20 protein-coding genes are annotated in these 20,767 nt (G+C 68.9%); 8 read left to right on the top strand and 12 right to left on the bottom strand.

Going from position 1 to position 20,767, the window contains the following annotated elements:
* Window positions 1-403 precede the first annotated feature (403 nt).
* The 5 genes from IBX62_08765 to IBX62_08745 all read left to right on the top strand — a co-directional run bounded on the left by IBX62_08765 (window position 404) and on the right by IBX62_08745 (window position 5,817).
* Window positions 404-733, top strand: a complete 330-nt coding sequence (locus IBX62_08765; protein MBE0477173.1) for a DUF805 domain-containing protein — start codon at window positions 404-406, stop codon at window positions 731-733.
* A gap of 618 nt (window positions 734-1,351) precedes the next feature.
* Window positions 1,352-2,302 carry an ABC transporter ATP-binding protein gene (locus IBX62_08760; protein MBE0477172.1) on the top strand — a complete coding sequence of 317 codons (951 nt, stop codon included), beginning with the start codon at window positions 1,352-1,354 and terminating at the stop codon, window positions 2,300-2,302.
* Complete coding sequence (locus IBX62_08755; protein ID MBE0477171.1) at window positions 2,302-3,510, top strand: ABC transporter permease; 1,209 nt, start codon at window positions 2,302-2,304, stop codon at window positions 3,508-3,510. Before IBX62_08760 ends, IBX62_08755 begins: the two co-directional genes overlap by 1 nt.
* The gene (locus IBX62_08750) at window positions 3,507-4,679 is read left to right on the top strand and encodes an ABC transporter permease (protein ID MBE0477170.1); all 1,173 of its coding nucleotides are present in this window, start codon (window positions 3,507-3,509) and stop codon (window positions 4,677-4,679) included. Before IBX62_08755 ends, IBX62_08750 begins: the two co-directional genes overlap by 4 nt.
* 118 nt (window positions 4,680-4,797) lie before the next feature.
* Complete coding sequence (locus IBX62_08745; protein MBE0477169.1) at window positions 4,798-5,817, top strand: hypothetical protein; 1,020 nt, start codon at window positions 4,798-4,800, stop codon at window positions 5,815-5,817.
* Between the two features lie 387 nt (window positions 5,818-6,204).
* Here IBX62_08745 and IBX62_08740 read toward each other — a convergent pair whose 3' ends face one another.
* The 6 genes from IBX62_08740 to IBX62_08715 form a co-directional block, all read right to left on the bottom strand.
* Window positions 6,205-6,876, bottom strand: coding sequence for a nuclear transport factor 2 family protein (locus tag IBX62_08740; GenBank protein ID MBE0477168.1), 672 nt, complete (start codon window positions 6,874-6,876; stop codon window positions 6,205-6,207).
* Window positions 6,877-7,150: 274 nt separating this feature from the next.
* Entirely contained in the window at window positions 7,151-9,595 is a 2,445-nt protein-coding gene (locus tag IBX62_08735; GenBank protein MBE0477167.1) for an AAA family ATPase, read from the bottom strand.
* 158 nt (window positions 9,596-9,753) lie between these two features.
* Window positions 9,754-11,022 carry an MFS transporter gene (locus tag IBX62_08730; protein MBE0477166.1) on the bottom strand — a complete coding sequence of 423 codons (1,269 nt, stop codon included), beginning with the start codon at window positions 11,020-11,022 and terminating at the stop codon, window positions 9,754-9,756.
* The gene (locus tag IBX62_08725; protein ID MBE0477165.1) at window positions 11,015-11,152 is read right to left on the bottom strand and encodes a hypothetical protein; all 138 of its coding nucleotides are present in this window, start codon (window positions 11,150-11,152) and stop codon (window positions 11,015-11,017) included. The genes IBX62_08730 and IBX62_08725 overlap by 8 nt, the downstream gene beginning before the upstream one ends.
* A gap of 38 nt (window positions 11,153-11,190) precedes the next feature.
* Window positions 11,191-11,349, bottom strand: a complete 159-nt coding sequence (locus tag IBX62_08720) for a hypothetical protein (protein MBE0477164.1) — start codon at window positions 11,347-11,349, stop codon at window positions 11,191-11,193.
* A gap of 77 nt (window positions 11,350-11,426) precedes the next feature.
* Window positions 11,427-11,831 (bottom strand): MarR family transcriptional regulator, encoded by a 405-nt coding sequence (locus IBX62_08715; protein MBE0477163.1) that lies wholly within the window; start codon window positions 11,829-11,831, stop codon window positions 11,427-11,429.
* A gap of 50 nt (window positions 11,832-11,881) precedes the next feature.
* On the opposite strand from IBX62_08715, the gene IBX62_08710 reads away from it, so the two are divergent.
* The gene (locus IBX62_08710; GenBank protein MBE0477162.1) at window positions 11,882-12,802 is read left to right on the top strand and encodes an ABC transporter ATP-binding protein; all 921 of its coding nucleotides are present in this window, start codon (window positions 11,882-11,884) and stop codon (window positions 12,800-12,802) included.
* Window positions 12,799-14,445 (top strand): ABC transporter permease, encoded by a 1,647-nt coding sequence (locus IBX62_08705; protein ID MBE0477161.1) that lies wholly within the window; start codon window positions 12,799-12,801, stop codon window positions 14,443-14,445. Before IBX62_08710 ends, IBX62_08705 begins: the two co-directional genes overlap by 4 nt.
* A gap of 23 nt (window positions 14,446-14,468) precedes the next feature.
* Here the strand turns inward: IBX62_08705 and IBX62_08700 are convergent, their stop codons facing one another.
* The 5 genes from IBX62_08700 to IBX62_08680 form a co-directional block, all read right to left on the bottom strand.
* Window positions 14,469-15,128: a DUF1698 domain-containing protein gene (locus IBX62_08700; GenBank protein ID MBE0477160.1), complete on the bottom strand. Its 660-nt coding sequence runs from the start codon at window positions 15,126-15,128 to the stop codon at window positions 14,469-14,471.
* A 532-nt stretch (window positions 15,129-15,660) separates the two neighbouring features.
* Window positions 15,661-15,816 carry a hypothetical protein gene (locus tag IBX62_08695; protein MBE0477159.1) on the bottom strand — a complete coding sequence of 52 codons (156 nt, stop codon included), beginning with the start codon at window positions 15,814-15,816 and terminating at the stop codon, window positions 15,661-15,663.
* 114 nt (window positions 15,817-15,930) lie between these two features.
* Window positions 15,931-16,677, bottom strand: a complete 747-nt coding sequence (locus tag IBX62_08690; GenBank protein MBE0477158.1) for a tryptophan-rich sensory protein — start codon at window positions 16,675-16,677, stop codon at window positions 15,931-15,933.
* Window positions 16,678-16,879: 202 nt separating this feature from the next.
* Window positions 16,880-17,086 carry a cold-shock protein gene (locus IBX62_08685; GenBank protein MBE0477157.1) on the bottom strand — a complete coding sequence of 69 codons (207 nt, stop codon included), beginning with the start codon at window positions 17,084-17,086 and terminating at the stop codon, window positions 16,880-16,882.
* A 250-nt stretch (window positions 17,087-17,336) separates the two neighbouring features.
* Window positions 17,337-19,232 carry an LTA synthase family protein gene (locus IBX62_08680; protein MBE0477156.1) on the bottom strand — a complete coding sequence of 632 codons (1,896 nt, stop codon included), beginning with the start codon at window positions 19,230-19,232 and terminating at the stop codon, window positions 17,337-17,339.
* Between the two features lie 244 nt (window positions 19,233-19,476).
* Here IBX62_08680 and IBX62_08675 point away from each other — a divergent pair, with 244 nt between their 5' ends.
* Entirely contained in the window at window positions 19,477-19,977 is a 501-nt protein-coding gene (locus tag IBX62_08675) for a DUF4405 domain-containing protein (GenBank protein MBE0477155.1), read from the top strand.
* 80 nt (window positions 19,978-20,057) lie between these two features.
* Here IBX62_08675 and IBX62_08670 read toward each other — a convergent pair.
* On the bottom strand, window positions 20,058-20,767 hold a 710-nt coding region (locus IBX62_08670), incomplete at its 5' end, for a cell wall-binding repeat-containing protein (GenBank protein ID MBE0477154.1).

The raw sequence follows: 20,767 nt of genomic DNA, 5'->3' as shown, positions 1-20,767 counted from the left end.
CCGTTAGGCCGGTTACCCCGGTCTCGGGGGTTCGAATCCCCCCCTCTCCGCCATATGCAGGGAAGACGAGAGCCAGGTCACCTCGGTAAGAGGGCCTGGCTCTCGGCGTCTCCGAGGCAGAGGCGTCCTTCGCCCATATCACGAAGAGGCGACTCCGCGGCAGGAGGTCGCCCATATCGGAGAAGACTGAAGGCGGACCGCAAGCCGATGGAAGAGCATGACCGCATCCATTGCGAACAAGCGCAACGAGCACGCGGTCCGGGGTGTATGGACGCCGGGTCGGGGGACCGCATCCGCGAAGACGGTTGGGGTCGTGTAGTGAGGGGGAGGAAGTGGACGCGTATCTGACCGTCCTCAAGAAGTACGCCGTCTTCCAGGGGCGCGCGAGTCGTCGCGAGTATTGATGTTCTTCCTTGTCAATCTGCTCATCGCGATCGGACTCGGGGTCATCGACGCGGCGCTGGCCACCGCGCTCGGGCGAGAGGGTTTCGCTGTCTTCGGTCCGCTGTACTCGCTCGCGATCTTCATCCCGGCGCTTGCCGTCGCCGTTCGCCGGCTTCACGATACCGGTCGGAGCGGGTGGTGGGTACTCATATCGCTCGTGCCGTTGGTCGGCATCATCGTGCTTCTCGTCTTCCTCGTGCAGCAAGGCCAGCCGGGGGCGAACGCGTACGGCGCGGACCCCCGAGTAGGGATGGGCACCCCCCTCGGCTGCACCTTGAGACGCCGGTGACGGCCCCCCGTCGCATCTCGCCGCGCGAACTCAACCGCGCCACCCTCGCGCGGCAGTGGCTGCTCGAGCGCTCCTCGGTGGGGCCGGTGGAGATGCTGGAGCGCCTCGTCGGCGTGCAGTCGCAGGATCCGCTGCCGTCGTACGTCGGCTTCTGGACGCGGCTCGCCCCCTTCGATCCGCGGGCGGTCTCGCGGCTGCTCGAAGAGCGGCGGATCGTCCGTACCGCGCTGATGCGCTCGACGATCCACCTCGTGACCGCCGAGGATGCCCTGCGTCTGCGCCCGCTCCTGCAGCCGGCGGTGGCGCGGCCGCTGGCGGGGCGCGGCAAGCGCCGGGAGCTCAGGGAGCGCGGCTTCGACGACATCCTCGCCGAGGGCCGCCGCCTGCTGGAGCAGTCGTCAGGCTCTTCGGCCCGCTGTCGAAGCGGCAGCGTAGCGAGGCCGCCGAGGAGGGCGAGGCGCTCCTCGCGTTCTGGACGCCGGAGACTGGCCGGCGCGAGGTGCGATTCACCGAGGCGGCGGGGCGGCGGTGAGGCCGCCGCCTCCGCTCACGCCCCCGTCGGTTCGCGGCGTTCGGGTAGGATGAGGTGCCGCAGGGTTCCGATCAGGAGGAGACGGCGTGTCCGAGGGCCTACCCCCCGTTCTTCGCTGCACCGGCCTTCGCAAGAGCTTCGGCGACCTGGTCGCGGTCGACGGCGTCGGCTTCCAGATAGCGGCGGGCGAGACCTACGGTCTGCTGGGCCCGAATGGCGCCGGCAAGACGACCAGCATCGCCATGGCCTGCGGGCTGCTCGAGCCCGACGGCGGAGAGGTGCGCCTGCTCGGCGAGCCGCTCACCGCGCGGAGCGTCGCTCCGAAGCGAGCGGTCGGCTACGTCCCCCAGGACATCGCGATCTACCCGGACCTGACCGCGCGCGAGAACCTCGCGTTCTTCGGTCGCCTGTACGGGCTGACCGGCGGCGAGCGCGTCTCGCGCATCGACGAGGCGCTCGAGACCGTCGGGCTCTCCGACCGCGCGGGCGACAAGGCGGGCGAGTACTCCGGCGGGATGAAGCGCAGGCTGAACATCGCGATCGGGTTGCTGCACGGCCCGAAGCTGCTCGTGCTCGACGAGCCGACGGTGGGGGTCGACCCGCAGAGCAGGAACTCCATCCTCGAGAGCGTCGAGAGGCTCGGCGCCGAGGGGCTGGCGGTGCTCTACACCACCCACTACATGGAAGAGGCCGAGCGCCTCTGCGACCGCGTCGGCATCATCGACCACGGCAGGATCGTGGCCGAGGGCACCCGGGACGAGCTCGTGAGGCTCGTCGGCGAGCACGACCGGGTGCGGCTGACCGCGACCGGCGAGCTCGGGGCGGCCGTCGCGGCGCTGCAGGGCATGGACGCCGTGCGTGAGGCGGGCGTGGCCGAGGGGGGCCTCGACCTCATCGTCGAGGGTGCCTCCGGCGCTCTTGCGGGGTTGCTCGCCGCTGTCGCGTCCGCCGGCGCCACGGTGACGAGTGTTGATGTCGACCAGCCGGACCTCGAGGCGGTCTTCCTGCATCTCACCGGCCGCGCGCTCAGGGACTGATGGTGCTCCGGACGGCGCTGCTCATCGCCCGCAAGGACCTCACTCAGCGCATGCGGGACCGGTCTGTCTTCATCTACGGCCTTCTCGCGCCGCTCGGGCTCGCCGTCATCTTCAACTTCGTCTTCGGCCCGCTCGACGCCGCGACGTTCCACGCCACCTACGCCGTGGTCAACGAGGACGAGGGCCCCATCGCCGACGCGTTCCTCGACATGCTCGACTCGCTCGAGGAGGACGGCATCGCCACGATCGTCGAGGTCGAGAGCGCCGAGGAAGCCAGGGAGCGTGTGGAGCGCGGCGCCGGTCAGACGGGCGGCGGCGGCGAGACCGCCAGCGCCGCGTTCGTTCTCCCCGCGAACCTGTCCGAGCGCGTCACGCGGGGCGAGGGCGGAGAGATCGCCGTCATCGGCAGCGTCGGAGCGCAGCTGGCGAGCCAGGTGGCCCTCTCGGTCGCCGAGGGGTTCTCCTCTGAGGTCGGCGCCGTGGAGGTCGCCGTGCGCACGACGCTCGAACATGAGGAGACCCACGACCCCGGCGCGGTCGCCGGGCTCGCCGAGGAGGTCGCCGGCACCGGCCTTCCGGTCACGCTCGAGGACGTCACCGCCCGGACGCGGCAGCTCCCCCAGACGACGTACATGGCTGCGGGCATGTCGGTGTTCTTCCTGTTCTTCACCGTGTCGTTCGGCGTCAGCGGGCTGCTCGACGAGCGCCGGAAGGGCACGCTCGAGCGCCTGCTCGCCGCGCCCATCGACCGCAGGTCGATCATCCTCGGCAAGGCCGTCACCTCCTTCGCCCTCGGGGTCGCCAGCATGAGCGTGCTCATCGTGGCCACGACGGTGCTGCTCGGCGCCCAGTGGGGCCACCCGCTGGGCGTCGCGCTGCTCGTGGTGGCGGTCGTGTTCTCGTCGATGGGGATCCTCGGCGTGGTGGCTGCCACCGCGAGGAGCCAGGCACAGGCCGAGAACTTCCAGGCGATAGTCTCGCTCGTGCTCGCCTTCCTCGGCGGCACGTTCTTCCAGGTGGCGCAGGCAGGCGGTGTCCTCGAGACGCTGAGCCTCGCCACACCGCACGCCTGGTTCCTGCGCGGTCTGAGCGACCTGCGGGCCGGGGAGGTCCCGGCCGTTCTGCCCGCCGTGGCCGCGCTGCTCGCCTTCGGCCTCGTCACCGGCGGTGTCGCGTGGCCCTTCCTGCGACGGGCGGTGGACCGATGAAGGCGCTGGCCATCGCCCGCATCTCGGTCACCAGGGTGATCCGGGACCGCTCGAACATCTTCTTCGTGTTCATGCTCCCGATGATGCTCATCCTGGTGCTCGGCGCGACGTTCGGAGGAGGCTTCGAGCCCAGGGTCGGCGTGCAGGGCGGCGAGGGCGGCCCACTCGCCCGGGAGCTCGCCGAGGGCGTCTCCGATCTCGGAGCGATGGAGGTCTCCCGATGGGAGGACCGCGATGCGCTCGTGCTTGCGGTCGAGCGCGGGCGCGTCGAGGTGGCGGTGCTCATTCCCGAGGACTACGACGAGGTCTTGGCTTCGGGCCGCGAGGCGGCGGTCGAGTACGTGTCGAGGCCCGACGCCTCGGCGCAGGCCCTTCGCAGCACGATCGAGTCGGTGGTGGTGGAGCAGGCCGCCATCCTGCGGGCCGCGGCCTTCGCAGCCGCTCGGGCAGGCGCCGGTCACGAGGAGGCGCTGACGACCGCCCGCGAGCAGGCCGGCGAGGTGGCGCGGATCGACGTCGGGACCGAGGCGGTGGGCGAGCTCTCGCCGTTCGAGCGGGTCGGGCGGTTCGAGCTGGGCGCCTACTCCCAGCTGCTGCTCTTCGTCTTCCTCACCTCCATGACGGCTTCCACGGCGCTGATCGAGTCGCGCCGCTTGGGCGTGTCGGGCCGTATGCTCGCCACTCCGACCTCCACGAGGACGATCGTGTTCGGAGAGGGGCTGGGGAGGCTGGCCGTCGCGCTGTTGCAGGGACTGTTCATCATTCTGGGGACCGCGCTCGTCTTCGGTGTCGATTGGGGCGACCCCTTCGGGGCGGTCGCGGTCCTGCTCGTCTTCTCGCTCGGCGCTTCGGGTACCGCCATGCTGATGGGATCGGTCCTTCGCAACGAGGAGCAGGCAGGCGGGATCGGCGTCGTCCTCGGCATAGGGCTGGGAGCGCTCGGGGGCTCGATGGTGCCGCTCATGGTCATGGAGGTCTTCTCGCCCACGCTCTACCGGGTCGCGCACTTCACGCCTCACGCGTGGGGCATCCGGGCGTTCGAGACGCTCATCCTCGAAGGCGGCTCGATCGCGGACATCCTCCCCGAGCTCGGCGTGCTCGCGGGCTTCGCCGCCGTCATGTACGCGCTCGGGGCGTGGCGATTGCGCGTCGCGCTGACGCGGGGGTAGTGACGCTCGCCCGACGACCGCGGGCGCGTAGGACGAGCCCGTAAGCGGTAGACACCACCTGCGGGAGACGGCGGTCCGGAAGTCGACCCGTGCCACGCGTCGCCGGTGAGGAGTGCTCATGCCGCGCTGGCTCCGTCCGACAGGCATCGTCATCGGTGCGCTCATCGTTCTCGCGGCGCTGGCCGTAGGCTGGCTGCTGCTAACGGCGCCTGAGCCGCAGGAGCGCGATGAGTGGGCGCTCGGCCCTGAGCTGCCCAGGGCGTTCGGCGAACTCGCGACCGTGTCGGTCGTCCGGGAAGACGGCTCGGAGATGCTCGTCGTTCTCTCCGGCCTGTCCGGGCTCGGAGAGGTGGTCGACGACGTCTTCACCTACGAGGAGGCGAGCGGGGCCTGGAGCCGAGGACCGTCCCTGCCGGTAGCGGTCCACCACGCCTCAGCCGCTGCGCTCGACGGCGCGGTCTGGGTGTCGGGGGGGTCCGAGACGCTCGACGCCGGGGCATGGCAGGGCAGGCGCGAGGTCTGGCGATGGGAGCCCGATGAGGGCTCGACGTGGGAGTCCATGCCTCCGCTGCCGGAGGCGCGCTGGGGTCACCGCATGGTCGAGTTCGACGGACGCCTCTACGTGGTGGGCGGTCACGGCGAGACCGCGAACACCTTCGTGTACCACCCGGACAGAGACGAGTGGGCGACTGCCGCGCCGATCCCGGAGATGCGCGACCACCTGTCCGTGGTCGCGACCGCCGACAGCATCTGGGCGATCGGCGGACGCACCTCGGAGAACGTCGCGCGCGTCGACATCTACGACCCCGAGCGGGACGTCTGGGAGCAGGGACCGAGCCTGCCGGAGCCCACGAGCGGCGCCGCGGAAGGCTTCACCGATGGGCGGGTCTACGTGCTCGGCGGCGAAGACCCTCGTCTTCGCGGCGGCGTCATCGACGAGCACTGGGTGCTCGATACGCGCGACGAGCGCCCGCGGTGGGAGCTGGCGCAGTCTCCGCCCCTCACGGTGCACGGGGCCGACGGTGCCGTGTTCGAGGGGAGGATCGTCGTCGTCGGAGGCGCCAGCCGCCAGGGGGCACTATCGGTGACCGCTTGGGAGAGGACGTTCCAGATCATGGAGTCTCCGGGCGCCGAGTAGGGTCGGGCGGAGCGGCGCGTTCAGGAGAAGGCTCCGCTTGCTCTTGTCCGCCTTCGGGGTCTTGAAGTGAAGCCCAAGTGGAGCACCGCTGAGCCGAGAGGCCGCCCTCCCCGTTGGGCCGACCACTCTCGAGCTCCTTGGTGTGGTACGACTGGATCATCAGCGGGTGGAGGGGGCGTCCACGATGTTCCGACACCGGCGTCCGCCATGTGGTGAACTCACACATACTTCTCGCGTCCGGCCTCGAGCCCGTCGAGCAGCGCCTTGAGTCCCTCCTCCATCCCGCGGCTCCAGTCGCGGAGCTGGGGTGCGAGCTCCGTCGCCAGGGGCGCCGCTTCCCCCGTGGCCTCGATCGCCTCCTCCTCGGGGCCGCTCCAGGAGCCGCCCTCACCGGAAGCGAGGATGTACCAGCCGACTGTCAGCGCGAAGATCGCGTGCGCCGCGTCGACCAGCTCCTGGTCTCGGAAGCCCGCCGCGCAGAGGATCCGTAACGGCGCCTCGAGCATCTGGAGAGACGGCGCGGTCGCGTACTGACGGCCGATGAAGAGCCACCCGGCCTTGGGATGCGCCTCCAGTGCGCGGGCAGCGGAGGCCGGCCCCGACATCATGACGGCCTTCCAGTCCGATTCCGCCTCCGCCACCGGCAGCGCCGGGCCCGTCTGCCCGGTGCGCTTCGATCACTGCCGTGGTGTCGTAATGCGAGCGGATCTTCACGATCCTGTCCTCACGGAGGGTCACGACGTCGACCCAGTCGTACTCGACCATGCGGCCCGATCGCTTGGCCTTCCCTCGAGTGCGGCCGAGGACCACCACCCGGTCCCCTTCGGCGATGAAGTCGGTGGCCTCGTATTCGAGGGACTCCTCGACCTCATCGTAGATCTCGTAGAACCGCTTCATGCCCTCGAACCCTGTCCACACGCCGCCGTACGGCACGCCCTGCATCGGCGGGTAGACCCATTCGATCTTCGGGTCGCATTGCTGCAGGAAGGCCTCTATGTCACCAGTCTCGGCCGCCGCGTATGCCTTCCGTACGATCTCCCGGTTGGTGTGCTCGCTCATGTCCTCGCTCCTCCGTTCCGGCGCTCAGCCCCCGGCTGCAGCTGTGTGCATCGCCGCGGGACACGCCCGCGTCAGTCTTCGACCCCGTGAGGCATGAGGCGAGCGCGGCGGGTGGCGGGAGGCCCGCTGAGTCCCTCGGCGCCCGGATGGGGTAGGTAGCCGAGGAGCAGAGGGGAACGGGGATGTCGGCGCTGTACCACCGCCACGACACGCCGGAGTCCGCGCGGGTCGTGAACTTGAGCGACGGCGTAATCGGGATCGCTCTCGAGCGGCACTAGTGAGAGTGCCGGCCCTCGATCGCCTTCGCCTTGACCGCCGCGAGCTTCCGAGCTTCCTCCGCGAGCGCCGCCAGGTGGTCGACGACGAGCCGGTTGACCGAGCCTTCGGGATAGGTGCCCGCCTCGTCCGGTACTCCCGCCTGCACGCCGGCCAGCAACGAGATCCCTTCATCCGCGGTCGAGATCGGGAAGATGTGGAAGCGGCCGGCGGCGATGGCGTCGCGGACGGGAGCCTCCAGCATCAGGTGGCGCACGTTCGACCTCGGGATGAGGACCCCGTGGTCGCCTCCGGGGTCGAGCTCCTCGCATACCTTGAAGAAGCCCTCGACCTTCTCGTTGACGCCCCCGATGGCCTGGATCCGGCCCAGCTGGTTCACGGAGCCTGTGACCGCCAGCCGTTGCCGTAGCGGCAGCCCGGACAGCGACGACAGGAGCGCGTAGAGCTCGGCGGATGACGCGCTGTCCCCTTCGACTCCCGAGTAGGACTGCTCGAACACGAGCCGCGCGGTCAAGGAGAGGGGGCGATCGGCGGAGTACTTCGCGCCGAGGTAGCCGGCGAGGATGAGCACGCCCTTCGAGTGGATGGGGCCGCCCATCTCCACCTCGCGCTCGATGTCGACGACCTCTCCCTCGCCGAGGCGATGGGTCGCGGTGATCCGACTCGGGAAGCCGAATGCGTAGTCCGCGACGGCGGTGACGGACAGCCCGTTCACCTGCCCGGTGACGGCTCCCTCGACGTCCACGAGCAGGGACCCGTCCTTGATCCTGTCGTGGAGCCGCTCCTCCACGCGGTTCGATCGATAGACCCATTCGTCGATGGCCTTCTGCACGTGCTCGCGGTGCACGACGACCCGCCCCGTGCCGTCGTGCCCTTCGCCGGCCCAGTGAGAGGCCTCCGTCACCAGGTCCGCGACGTTCCGGAACCGGCTCGTGGTCCGCTCCTGATCGGCGGCGAGGCGAGAACAGTGCTCGATGACGCGTCCCACGGCCTCAGGCGAGAACGGGGCGAGCCCTCGCTGCCGGCAGACGTGTCCCACGAATCTCGCGTAGAGCCGCTCGCTCTCCGGGGTCCGCTCGACCACCGTGTCGAAGTCCGCCTTGACCTTGAACAGTTCGCCGAAGTCGGGGTCGAGCGCGGAGAGCAGGTAGTGGAGGAAGGGCTCGCCGATGAGCACGATCTTCGCGTCGAACGGTATCGGCTCGGGGTCGAGCGTAGCCGTCGTCGCCACACCCAACTGCTTGGCGATGTCCTCCACCCGGATCTCCCGGGTCTTGAGCGTACGCTTGAGCGCGTCCCACGCGTAGGGCTTGAGGAGCACTTCCCGCGCATCCAGGACGAGGAAGCCTCCGTTCGCCTTGTGCAGCGCCCCCGGCTTGATCATGTTGAAGTCCGTCAGCAACGCCCCGAACTCGGCCAGGTGCTCTACGCGTCCGACGATGTTCTGGAACACGGGGTTGCTTTCGGTCACGACGGGCGCACCGTCGAGCCCGGAGTTGTCGACGAGCACGTTGACCCCGTACTTGCGGAAGCCGTCGCGCGACCGGGCCTGCGGCATGCGCACGCCGAACAGGGTAGGCGCCTCGTCCTCGGATTGCTTCTTGAAGTCCTCGGCGTTCTCCACGACATCGTCGAGCATCGTGTAGAGGTACTCGTTCACTCCCGGGGCGTCGCACCAGCGCTCGCAGGCGTCGTCGATGATGTGCCGTGCCGCGAACGAGGTCACCTTGCGGTCCAGGTCGCGCAGCGCCTCGCGGCCTTCGCGCTCCACCCTGCGGGTCTCGCGGGTGGTCTGCTGGAGTTCTTCGTTGATGCGTCCGGCGCGCTCTTCGACGCTCTTGCGCTCCTCCTCGGGCAGGGACTGGAACTCCTCGGGCGGCATCGGCTGGCCGTCGGGCATCCTCGGCATGACCATGATCCCAGCGGGTGAGCCGAGGATGAGGAGGCCTTCCGCGTCGGCCTTCTCGCTGACCGCCTGGAGCTCGCTCTTCACGCGCTCCTCGAACCGGCCGATCACCGCTTGCCTCTGGTTCGCGTACTCCTCGCTGTCGAAGGCCTGCGTGATGGCGATCCTGAGCTCCTCGACGAGGTCCTCCATGTTCTTCCTGAACTCCTGCCCCCGGCCCGCGCCCATGCGGATGACGTTGGGCCGGGACGGTTCCCTGAAGTTGTGGACGTAGACCCAGTCGTCGGGGATCGGCAGCGAGGCGGCCCGATCCGCGAGGAACTTGTCGATCACGCTCGACTTGCCGGTACCGGCAGGGCCGACGGCGAAGAGGTTGTAGCCGCCGTCGGCGACACGCATGCTGAAGTCGACGGCCGATACCGCGCGCGGCTGACCGATGATCTCGTCGAGGTCGGGGAGCTCGTCGGTGGTCTCGAACGTGAAGTCGCTCGTGTCGCATTCCCGGTACACGTCGCCCGGTCGAAGTTCGTCAGGCACGTCGGCCATGCTCGTCCTCCCGCATCCTCGGCGCGGCTTGCGGCTGCGGTTCAGGCCGCATACGCGCGCGCGGAACGTCTCCCTCGAAGACCGTGAGTCCGGTTACCCGAGGCTCGGGGTTTCGAATCGCGCGACAGGCGGAAAGGATGAGAGCCGGATCACCCACCCGGAAGGGGCCCAGCTCCCGGTCCTCGTCGTGACCGCTCCATCCCGCGTAGCGCGGGCGTCGCCATAGACCAGAACGCCACGATGCCCGCCCCGATCCCGATGAGGGCGAACGTCCGGGGGATGCCCACGGCGTTGATCAGGAAGCCAGCCGACACGTAGCCCACGGGGAACAGCGCGTAGTCGAGCGCGAACACCATGGCGAGCGCACGGCCACGGATCTCCTCGGCGGCGCGCTCCTGCAGCACGACGTTCACGATCGGGCCCACCGGCCCGCTCGCGAAGCCGGCCGCGAGCATGACCGCGATCCGGACTCGGAACGCGGGCGAGAAGGCGAGCACTCCCGCCATCGCCGCCATCGCCACGAGTCCCGTGACGAACACCGGCCGCCGAGCAGTCCAGGTCCCCACGGCGCTGTAGACCAGGGAGCCGACGATCGCGCCCGCCGAGAACGCCATCACCAGCAACCCGAGGCGCTGCGGCTGGTCCAGGCGCTCGTAGACGACGGGCAGCACGATGGCGAGCACCGAGTACGCCAGCGTGAAGGAGATCGTCGACAGGAGCGTCGTGGAGCGGATCGCCCGGTCGCGCCAGACGAAGCGCAGGCCGTCGAGGGCATCCGCCAGCCAGGGCTGCGGAGGCCGGGTCCTGGGAGGGGGTGTCCGCATGCGCGCCGTCCCCACGAGCACCGCGGATGCGACGAACCCGGCGAACATCGCGAGGAAGGACTGCGCGGCCCCGATCGCGGCGATCAGAACGCCCGCGACGCCCGGCCCGACGAGGAACGCGAGCGCCCACACCGCCTCGTGCACTCCGTTCACGCGCTCGAGGTCGAGGCGCCCGCGCCGTGCGACGTCGGGCAGCATCGCCTCTCGCGCCGTCACGCCCACCGGGTCGAACGCCGCTCCGGCCACGGAAGCCGCCAGCACCAGCGGATACGTCAGGATGCCGAGGAAGCCGAACAGGGGTATCGCCCCCGCAGACACCGCCGAGAACACGTCGGAGCCCACGCTCGTGCGCTTGCGGCCCAGGCGGTCGATGACGACGCCGCTGGCGAGCGAGGCGACGAGCGTCGGCAGGGCGCCCGCGGCGACGACCACGCCGGCCGCGGCCGGGTCGTTGGTGAGCCGCAGCGTCAGCCAGGGCAGGGCGAGCGCCGCCACACCATTGCCCGTGCCGGCGATCAGCGTCGCAGCCTCCAGGGCGACGAACGGCTCGAGGTCGCGCCGATCCTCGGAGTCGTGTCGTGGAGCGTCAGGCACGCAGCGACCGCAGGTACCGCTCCAGCCGCTCGTAGCCCTCCGCCCAGCCGTCCATCATCCCCGTCGCGACGAGCTCCCGCTCGCTCGGCATCGCGAAAGTCATCGAACGGACTCGGGTCTCGGCCGCCACGGGTGCCTCCTCTCGTCGACGCGGCGGAGCCTCGCCGGCTACCTCAAGGCCACGCCGAGATGATAGGGCCAGATGATCAACGCGAGCACGGCGGGCCAGAAGCCGAGCTTCACGTACCCGATCGTGAATATCCAGCCGATGAACCATACGACGCCCATGCCGCTGTCGACGCGGATCCTCTGGGAACCCGGTGCCATCTGGGACCCTCCTCTGTTCCGGGGGCAGGAACGCCGTACCGCACGCGCAACACGTGTCATCCGAGCCACCGCTGTGGTTACTTCCCCCTTCGCGCTTCTCGCAGTTCCCGCTTGCGCTCGTTCCACTCCTTGAGCATCCTCCGCCGAGCGTCCGCGAGGTACTCGAGGAAGGCGAGAGCCTCGGCGACCCTTCTGCCGGCCGGGGAGTCTCCCAGGACCGCCGTGGCCTCCCTGAGCGGCGCCGGTCCTCGGTCGATGAGCGGACTGCTGGAGATCATCATCTCGTACCAGTCCTCGTCGTAGACGTATACGTCGCGCCTGCTGCCCGGTTCGCGCTCGCGGCGCATCATGTGGAGGTCGAGCTGGTATCTGGCCGCGGTCGAGACCGACGCGGGACTGGCATGAAGCCGATCGGCCAGCTCCGCCGCGGTCAGCCGGCCGGTCTCACTGAAGAACAGGGCCGCGAACAGGCGCGCCGGCATGCGGGGGACGCATCGAGCGAGCCCATGCTTGCTCCGGTGATTGGAGAGTCATGTCTGCAGCGATCGAGGTATCCGGGTTGGTCACAGACTTCGGGCGCGTGCGCGCTCTCGACGGCCTCGACATGGAAGTGCGGACCGGAGAGGTGCACGGGTTCCTCGGGCCCAACGGTGCCGGCAAGACCACCACCCTTCGGATCCTGCTCGGGCTGCTGCGCGCTGACGGGGGAAGTGCCAGGCTGTTCGGCGGTGACTCCTGGGACGACGCCGTCGGGCTGCACCGCCGCCTCGCGTACGTTCCCGACGACGTGGAGCTCTGGCCGAACCTCACCGGCGGGGAGGCCATAGACCTCTTCGGCCGCCTTCGTGGAGGGATGGACAAGGCGCGCCGGGACCGGCTCATCGAGCGTTTCGACCTCGACCCGACGAAGAAGGGCCGCACGTACTCCAAGGGTAACCGGCAGAAGGTCGCGCTCATCTCGGCGCTCGCATCCGACGTCGAGCTCCTGCTGCTCGACGAGCCCACCGCGGGGCTGGATCCGCTGATGGAGGCGGTGTTCCAGGACGTGATCCGCGAGGCGAAGGAGGCCGGCAGGACGGTGCTGCTGTCCAGCCACATCCTGGCGCAGGTGGAGGTCCTCGCCGACACGATCTCGATCATCCGCCTCGGGAGGATCGTGGAGTCTGGGACCCTCTCCGAGCTGCGGCACCTCACCCGGACCACGGTGACGGCGGAGACCGCTCAGCCCGCCGAGGACATCGCGCGTCTCCCGGGCGTGCACGGCTTCGAGCGGATCGACGGGCAGGTCCGCTTCGAGGTTGACGGCGAGCACCTCGACGGAGTGGTCCGTCACCTCGCGGGTCTCGGTGTCCGCTCGCTCGTCGCGCACCCCCCGACGCTCGAGCAGTTGCTTCTGCGCCACTACGGGGACGATCGCGAGCATGCCGGCGGCCGGACGGAGGTGGCGCGGTGATCCAGGGGAGCGCCGTTGCGGGGTCAGCGCCGGCCACCGCCGGAGGCGGCTCCTTCACCGGGACGTGGGGGCTCGTGAGGTTCATGCTCCGCAGGGACCGGGTCCGGCTCACCGCATGGGCGGGCGGCTTCGCGCTCCTGGTCGCGTACCTCGTGGTGGGGATCCCCGCGGCGTACGGGACGGAGGAGGAGCTCGGCGCCATCGCTCAGATCTTCGCCGACCCGGTGGGGCGGCTGCTCGTGGGACCCGCCTACGGGATCACCGACCCGACGTACGAGAGCCTCATCGCCAACGGCTACGGGCTGTACTTCCTGATCATGTCGGTGCTCATGAGCTTCCTGCTCGTCGTCCGCCATACGCGGCTGGAGGAGCAGACGGGCAGGGCCGAGCTCGTCCGCGCCAACGTCGTCGGACGGCACGCCAGCCTGAGCGCGGCCATGATCGTCGCGGTGGTCAACAACGCGGTCGTGGCCGTGGTCATAGTGGCGGCGATGATGGCGGCGGGGTTCGGCGCCGAAGGCTCCATGCTGTTCGGCGCTTCCGTCGCGGCGGGCGGTCTGGCCTTCGCCGGCGTCGCCGCGCTCACCGCGCAGCTCAGCGCGTTCTCGCGCGCGGCGGCCGGGATGGCCGGCGCGGTGCTGGGTATCGCGTTCGTCATCAGGGCGGGCGGGGACATGGCGGCCGAGGGCGGCACCACGCTTTCGTGGTTCTCGCCGCTGGCGTGGTCGCAGCAGACGGCGCCGTTCGTGCTGGACAGGTGGTGGCCGCTCGCGCTCTCGCTCGGCTTCGCGGCCGTCATGACGGTGGCCGGGTTCGCAGTGTCGACCCGTCGCGACGTCGGAGCGAGCCTGATCGCCGTCCGTCGGGGCTCTCCGGAGGCGGCGGGCTGGCTGCGGTCGCCGCTCGCTCTCGCCGTCCGTCTCCAGCGCTCGAGCACCCTATGGTGGACGCTGGCGCTCACCGTCTCCGGGCTGCTCTTCGGCGCTTTCACCGAGACCATGCTGTCCGCGTTCGAGGAGCTGCCTCCGGTCTTCATCGAGCTGTTCGGGGGCGCCGAGGAGCTCGTCGCCGGTTACCTCGGCTACATGGCGCTCTACATGGCGTGGATCGCCGGGGCGTATGCCGTCCTGTCCGTCGTCGGGCTTCGCGGCGAGGAGACATCGGGCCGCCTGGAGCCCGTGCTCGCCACTCCGGTCAGCCGATGGGTGTGGCTGGGCGGGAACATCGTGGTCAGCGCCGTTGGGGCCGTGATCGTGCTGGGCGTCACCGGGGTGTCCACCGGTGTCGGGGCGGCCGTGGTCACGGGCGATGACACGCTCATCGCCGACCTCACCGTGGCGCACCTGAACCAGGTTCCGCCGGTGCTCGTGGTACTCGGGGTGGCCGCCCTCTTGTTCGGAGTCTTCCCCAGGGCGATCGGGCTGGCGTGGGTGCTCGTCGGCTACGGTCTCTTCGCCGGAACGTTCGGCCAGTTACTCGACCTGCCCGCCTGGGCGCTGGACCTCTCACCGTACGCGCATCCGGCGCGTATGCCGCTCGAGTCGTTCGAGGGGGCGCCGGTCGTCGTCCTGATCGTGGTCGCGGTGGCCGCGTCCTTCGTCGGCCTGCTCGGCTTCAGGAGGCGCGGGATAGAGTCCGTATAGGGAGTAGGCCGGGACGGACCGGCTTAGCCCCCATGCTCGCTGTGGTAGTCATGTGTCGACTCCCAGTACTGGAACTCAAAAGACTCCGTGTCGAGGCCGCGAAACCTGGCGTGGAGGACGCACCGAGTCACCCTCGTTATCGGGCGACCTATCCAAGGTGTGAGAGATTCCATGATGCTCCGCCCCGCATTGATCATCCGGCGCGGAGCACTTGGTCTCCCTGGAGGCAGGTACTCGACCGACAGCGTTTCAAACCCCATGGAGTTCAGGGTGTCGACGAGTCCTTTCTCATTGAAGAAGGTACAGCTAGTCGATTCGTAGGGACTGTCGTCCCCGATCGGACAGAACAGGAGCGCATTCCTCTTGTCGCCCCTCCAGATCGCGGTCTCTATGATCAAGTCGCCACCAGGAATCATGACGTCCCTGATCGCCTTCAAGCTGTTGAATGGATAGCGCAGGTGATACAAGACTCCCGGAAAGATCACAACGTCGAATCGTCCGTACGACTCCGGGGTCAGATCATAGACATTCATCCGTTCCATTCGGACCTTCGACTGAAAGTACGGGATGAGGAACTCTGTGGCAGGTATGGATAGGTCGTTATCTATGCCTATCACTTCGCGTGCCCCGAACGATTCTGCCGCGAAGGAGAAGAGGCCATCTCGGCAGCCGACGTCGAGCACCGCTTCCCTTCAAGATCAAGGGATCTCACGTACTTCATACACATGTCTTGCGTTTCTACGTACCCGGGGTTGCCTGGCGTCGATACTCCATCGGTGAGTTTGATGATGTGATAGAACCTGTATCGCTCCAATGCCAGTCGCAGACCTTCCTCGCTATCCAAGGCGCCCAAACCCCCATACGGTCGCGCTCGGTCGCAGCTTTCGATGCCCTATCACGACAAGCATACAGCATGCAACGGGGACCGACAGCCGACGCCGTGGCTCCTCCCCGTCGTAAGCGAGCGCTGCAATCGAATCCCTCGACAGGGCGCATGTCGGTGCCGCCGCAGGGGGTCTCGAAGACCGTTAGGCCGGTTACCTCGGTCGAGGCTGGGCGATCATCAACGTCGTGATCTCGCCCGTTCACAACCCTGCGCAGGAAGTCTCTTCGAGGCACCTGGATTCTGTCTGTCACGTATGCCGCATCGCGGCCCGATCCGCCGAGCTGCGCGATGTCGGATGGCGACTGGCGCTGGCCTTCGGTTCCGCGTGACTACGCGAGACGCTGAGAGCCGCGTTCCAGCGCCCCCCGGACGAAGACGAACACCCAGACCGCCCAGGGCAACACGAGGGCGCGAGACACGGCGGACAGCACTTGTTCACGCTTCTGAGAGAGCGCCCACGTTCCCACACCTGCGGCGATGGCCATACCTCCGAGTCCCAAGAACGCGAGGTACGTGTGCAGATCGTAGAGGGACGCCCCGTGCACAGGCTCCTGCGGCCCAACCGCCGACGCCCGCGCGCATGGGTTCGCGGCCGGGGTTCACACCAGGCGTCTCCGAGCGACCGCGGAGAGCACGATCCCGACCGCGATCGAGCCCGCGAGCGCGGCCGCCGCGATCCGCACGAGTTCCGAGGGTGTCGCGCCCGCGATCCCCGCGAAGGCCCACACGAACACGCCCGCGAACACGGAGTCGCCCTCGCGCGCGAGGCCGGCGAACGCGAGCGCGGCGCCCACGACGAGCACGATCGCGCCCCACCGCTCCGGTGGGATGCCCCAGCCGCTCCACTTCGTGGCATACAGCGCGCTCGAGACGTTGGCGATCGTGGCGATCGAGATCCAGCCGAGGTACAGGCCGAGTGGCGCGCGTACGGCCCAGCGCTCGAGTCCCGAAGGACGGTCCGGCCGGTCTCGGCGGGCGACGAGGTAGGCAGCGATGAGCGAGGCCAGCAGGACCAGCATGACCGGCACGGTCCAGTAGATGTTGAGGGAGTGCCAGAGCAGCAGCCAAGAGACGTTGGCCAGGTTGGAGACGAGGAGCGGCCAGGCGAGCCGGTCAGGCAGCGGGTCGTCGGCGAGCGGGCGCACGAACTGCGCCGCCGAGTAGGCGAGCAGTCCGAGGTAGATCAGGCCCCAGATCGCGAAGACGTAGCCGGCCGGCGTGACGAGCGTGGGGTAGAGCGCGGAAACCTCGCCGGTGCCGCGTCCGAACAGCGGCAGCGCGTTGGCGAGGACGTTCATGACGATCGTCCCGACGACCGTCAGTGCGACGAGGACTCGCAGTGCCATGTCGGGGCGGATCGTCGGGCTCGCGGTGCGGGCGGTTCCCACGGGCACCCCTTTGCGCTGGAGGCCGTGGCCGCCCTGAGTGTACCCGCTGCTGCAGACACGGAACGGCGCGCGACCGGGAGGTGCGTGGCGCCGGCTCGTCAGACTGCTGCGCCCGTGCCCGGTCGTACGCCTTTGCCCGCCGATGAGGCGGTCGCTCGACCTACTTGACGCGGACGTTGACCGCTTGCTTCTTCCCGTCGCGGCCAGCCCCCACGTCGAACTCCACCTTCGCGCCCTCGTCCAGCGTCTTGAAGCCTTCCGACTTGATCTCGCTGAAGTGGACGAACAGGTCGTCGCCCCCGTCGTCCGGGGCGATGAAGCCGAACCCCTTGTCCGGGTTGAACCACTTCACAGTGCCTTCTGTCATGGATGCCATCCTTCAACGCACGACCGTTCCCGTCTGTATTCCCGACAACTGCCCGTGTCGACACATCCTCGGCGTTCCCGCCGAGGGAGGGCCTCGTGATGGCGGGTCACGGACCCTCGTCTCCGGCGGTCGCGCGAGCTCGTGTGGGGCGCGCTGCTGCTCGCGCGAAGCGAGCACGCGGGCTTCGAGTTCGCGGCGATCATCGCCCTCCGGCGATGGCCGCCACCCGACACCGGGGCCTGAACGCGCTCTAGCGGAAGTCCGGGCCCGGCTTCGGGATGTAACCGACCTTCTTGGAGGCGCCGGCGCGGTCGGCGAGCCCTAAGACGTACTCATCGCAGAGCGAAAGCTGCTTCACGGCGTTCTCGAAGCCCTCGGGCGGATGCTGGGTGATGTACAGCTTCTCCTGCGTCTTGGACAGGTAGAAGCGGTCCTCCTTGCCGTCGACCCCCCGGATGTAGAGGAGCGTACCGTCGATACTGACGGGGAGCGCGCCGGGCCGGGTCAAGAGGGTCTGCGTGTCGACGAAGGCGCTGCGGCCGAAGTGCGGCACACCCGCGAGGTCCAGACCGAGGAGGTCCGCCACGGTGGGCATCACGTCGACCTGACCCAAGACCGTGTCGTGCACGAACGGCCGATCCTGGCCGGGGAGATGGATGACCAGGGGGATGTTGTAGAAGTCCGCCCTGTTGTACGCGCGACCGTACAGGTGCTTTCTGATGGCTGCGTCCTCGTCCGTCTCGTCCGCCCAGCGCATGCCGAAGTGGTCTCCGTAGATGACGACGATGCATTCGTCGAGCAGGCCGTGCGTCTCCAGCCGGTCGAGGAACCACCCGAGCTGCTCGTCGGCGTAGGCCTGAGCCTCGAGGTACCGCCCGGTGGTGGTCTTCGCGACGTCCTCGGACAGCTTGAGCGGGCTTCGGCCTTGGATCGAACGGAACGGGTAGTGCGCGGACAGCGTCACGAGGCTGGCGTAGAAGCGGTTCTCCTGGGTGAGCTCGCTCACCAGCACCGGAAGCGTCTTCTCGTAGAGCACACGGTCGCTGGGTCCATAACCCGTGATGTCGTCGTCGCCGAAGAAGACCCGATCGCAGTACGCGCCGAAGCCCAGGGCCGGGTAGAGCTGGAAGCGGTTCCAGAAATCGGCGGTGTTCGTGTGGAACGTCGCGGTGGTGTAGCCGCGCTCCTCCAGCATTCGCGGGAGGCCGGGGATCTCCTTGCGCGCGTAGGCTACCGAAGCGGGCTGCCCCGTGGGAGGCAGAAGCGACGTGTTCACGACGAACTCCGCGTCCGCCGTGTTGCCTCCGCCGATCTGCGAGTAGGTGTTCGGGAAGTAGTGGCTGCGCCCGATGAACGCCTCGAGTCTCGGCACTATCGCCTGTCCGTCGATGCGCGCGCCGATGAGGCCCGCCTGCAAGGCTTCCATCTGGATCAGGATGACGTTCTTGCCCTCGTACTGGCCGAACTCCGGCGCGTTCGGCATCCTGGGCCCGTCCGAATGCCCCGTCAGACGATCTATCTGGGACTGCAGGTCACCCCTGAACGCCAGACCGTCACCGTCGCCACCGAGCGAGCGCCCGAGGACCGACGCGGACTCGAACGAGAACAGGCCGAACCGGTAGGCCACGGTCAACGGGTCCTTGCCCGTACCGACGACGGCGGTGACGATCGTCAGCACTATCGCCATGTGAAGCGACGCCACGCCGAAGGCAAGTGTCGCCCGCTGCTGCAGCACCTTGCCGCGTGCCGGCCGGAAGGCGGCCCAGAAGACGAACGGAAGGTCCGCGAGCAGCAGCGCGCCTTTGAGGGTCAGCAGCCCCAAGACGTCTTCGCCGAGGCGAACCTGACCCGCCATGAGCAGCATCGCCGCTTCCGGCGGCTGCTCGAAATACGATGCGTACATCACCGAGCCGAGCAGAACGACCGAGGAGAACAGCGCCACCAGCGCGATCGCGATCCGTCCGGGCCTGCCGCGGACGGATGAGGCGAACGCCCAGATGACGGCGAGGAACACCAGGTCCGCAAGGAAGCCGGTCCCGAGTGCGTGCCCGATGACAAGATGCCGGGACCAGAGGACCTTCATGCCGAGGAGGAGCGCGACCAGAAGCGGCAACGCGTCGAGCGCACGAAGGCGCTCACGCAACAACGCGACTCTCCTCGGCAGCGGTTCCATGGCTTCCTCGTGTCAAGCAGGCCCGAACCGCACACTATCCGAAGCCGTCATCGAGCGCCAGCACCGCGCCGCCTCCTTGTGACCCCACACACTGCGACGTCATCCGGGCCGTGGCCTACCGGAGGCTTGGGTAGACATAGGAGTATGGCGCGAGCCCCCGCGCCCGGTGCGGCGAGGGAACGGCGTAGCGGACCGGCTCGACGGAGGGACATCCCACATGGCGGATAAGCGTCCCGACCAAGGATCGCCGGCGGTCGCCCTGCTGATGGTCCTGGTCGTGCTGGCGTTCGCTGTCGGAGTCGGCACGCGCGCCATCGATCTGCGTATCGCGATCGGCCCCTGGCTCCTCCATCACTGGTTCAGTTGGACCGGCGCGACGTTCATCGCCGCCTTCACGCCCGCCTTCTACGTGCTCAAGCGCCGAAACAGGGACGGCCGAAGGGCCCTGCTCCAGCTACACGTGTTCGGCGGACTGGTAGCCGTGGGATTGGTGTCGCTGCACTTCACACAGCACGTGACCAGGCCGGTGCCCCCGGACCTGGGCACCGGCGTCGTGCTGTACGCCGCCCTCGTGCTGTCGGTGACCACCGGGTTCCTGATGCGGTATCGCATGCTGACTGCCGGTATGCGCGAGTGGCGCCTCATCCACAACGGGTCGGCCGTCACCTTCTACCTCGCCATCGTGGTGCATGTGATGGTGGGCCTGGGCGTACTCTGAGCCCCCGTCGACCTGCGCGCCGAGCGCCTGCGTCCACGGCACTTCGACCTCGTCGCCGACGATGGCCGAGGTGCGAAGCATCACTGCTCGGGGAGTGCCGACCGCACGGCGTTCTCGACTGGCGGGGGGATGCGCGGCTCGCCTCCGAAGACGTGCACTACCGTGTCAGGCCCCTCACCCCCCAGGAACTCCCGTGTGGCGGAGGACAGCGTCCGGGCATCGGTCATGAGCAGGACGCCGCGACGCGAGCCGGCCACCGCGCCGCCGCAGACCGCGTCCGGGTAGTCGAGACCCGAGGCGATAGCGACGTACAGCTCGTCCGCGAGGCCCTCGCGGCGTGCCCATGAAGCGAGGGCCCGAGCGGTGTCGTACCGGGTGCGTCCGGCGATCCTCGACACGGACAGGCGCTTCCCCTCGCGGAGGGCGAGTTCGACCTCCGAGGAGACCGCCGGAGTCCCGCCGCAGATCACCACACCGTTCACCCTCGGATCGGTCAAGGAGCGAAGTGTCCGATCCGGCAGGCGTCGGGGCCTGGTGAGGAGGATAGGCATGCCCGACGAGTACGCGACCGCTGAGGCCGACAACGCATCGGCGAACACGTCTCCCCTGGCCAGGAAGACGCGGCCGTCGAACTCCGTGCCCTTCGCCGAGACCACGGTGGCCGCCACCTTCGCCGCCGTCTCGTATCGGTCGCGGCCCCCGATGCGGACGACGGTGACACCAGGTATGCGGCCGAGCTCGGCCGCCACGCTCTCCGAGATCGCGGGCTGCCCGCCGACGACGTACGCCC

Source organism: Coriobacteriia bacterium (assembly GCA_014859305.1).
Classification (GTDB): Bacteria; Actinomycetota; Coriobacteriia; order Anaerosomatales; family Kmv31; genus Kmv31.
The sequence above is the reverse complement of the archived record's forward strand: the minus strand, read 5'-3'. Positions and strand labels throughout refer to the sequence as shown.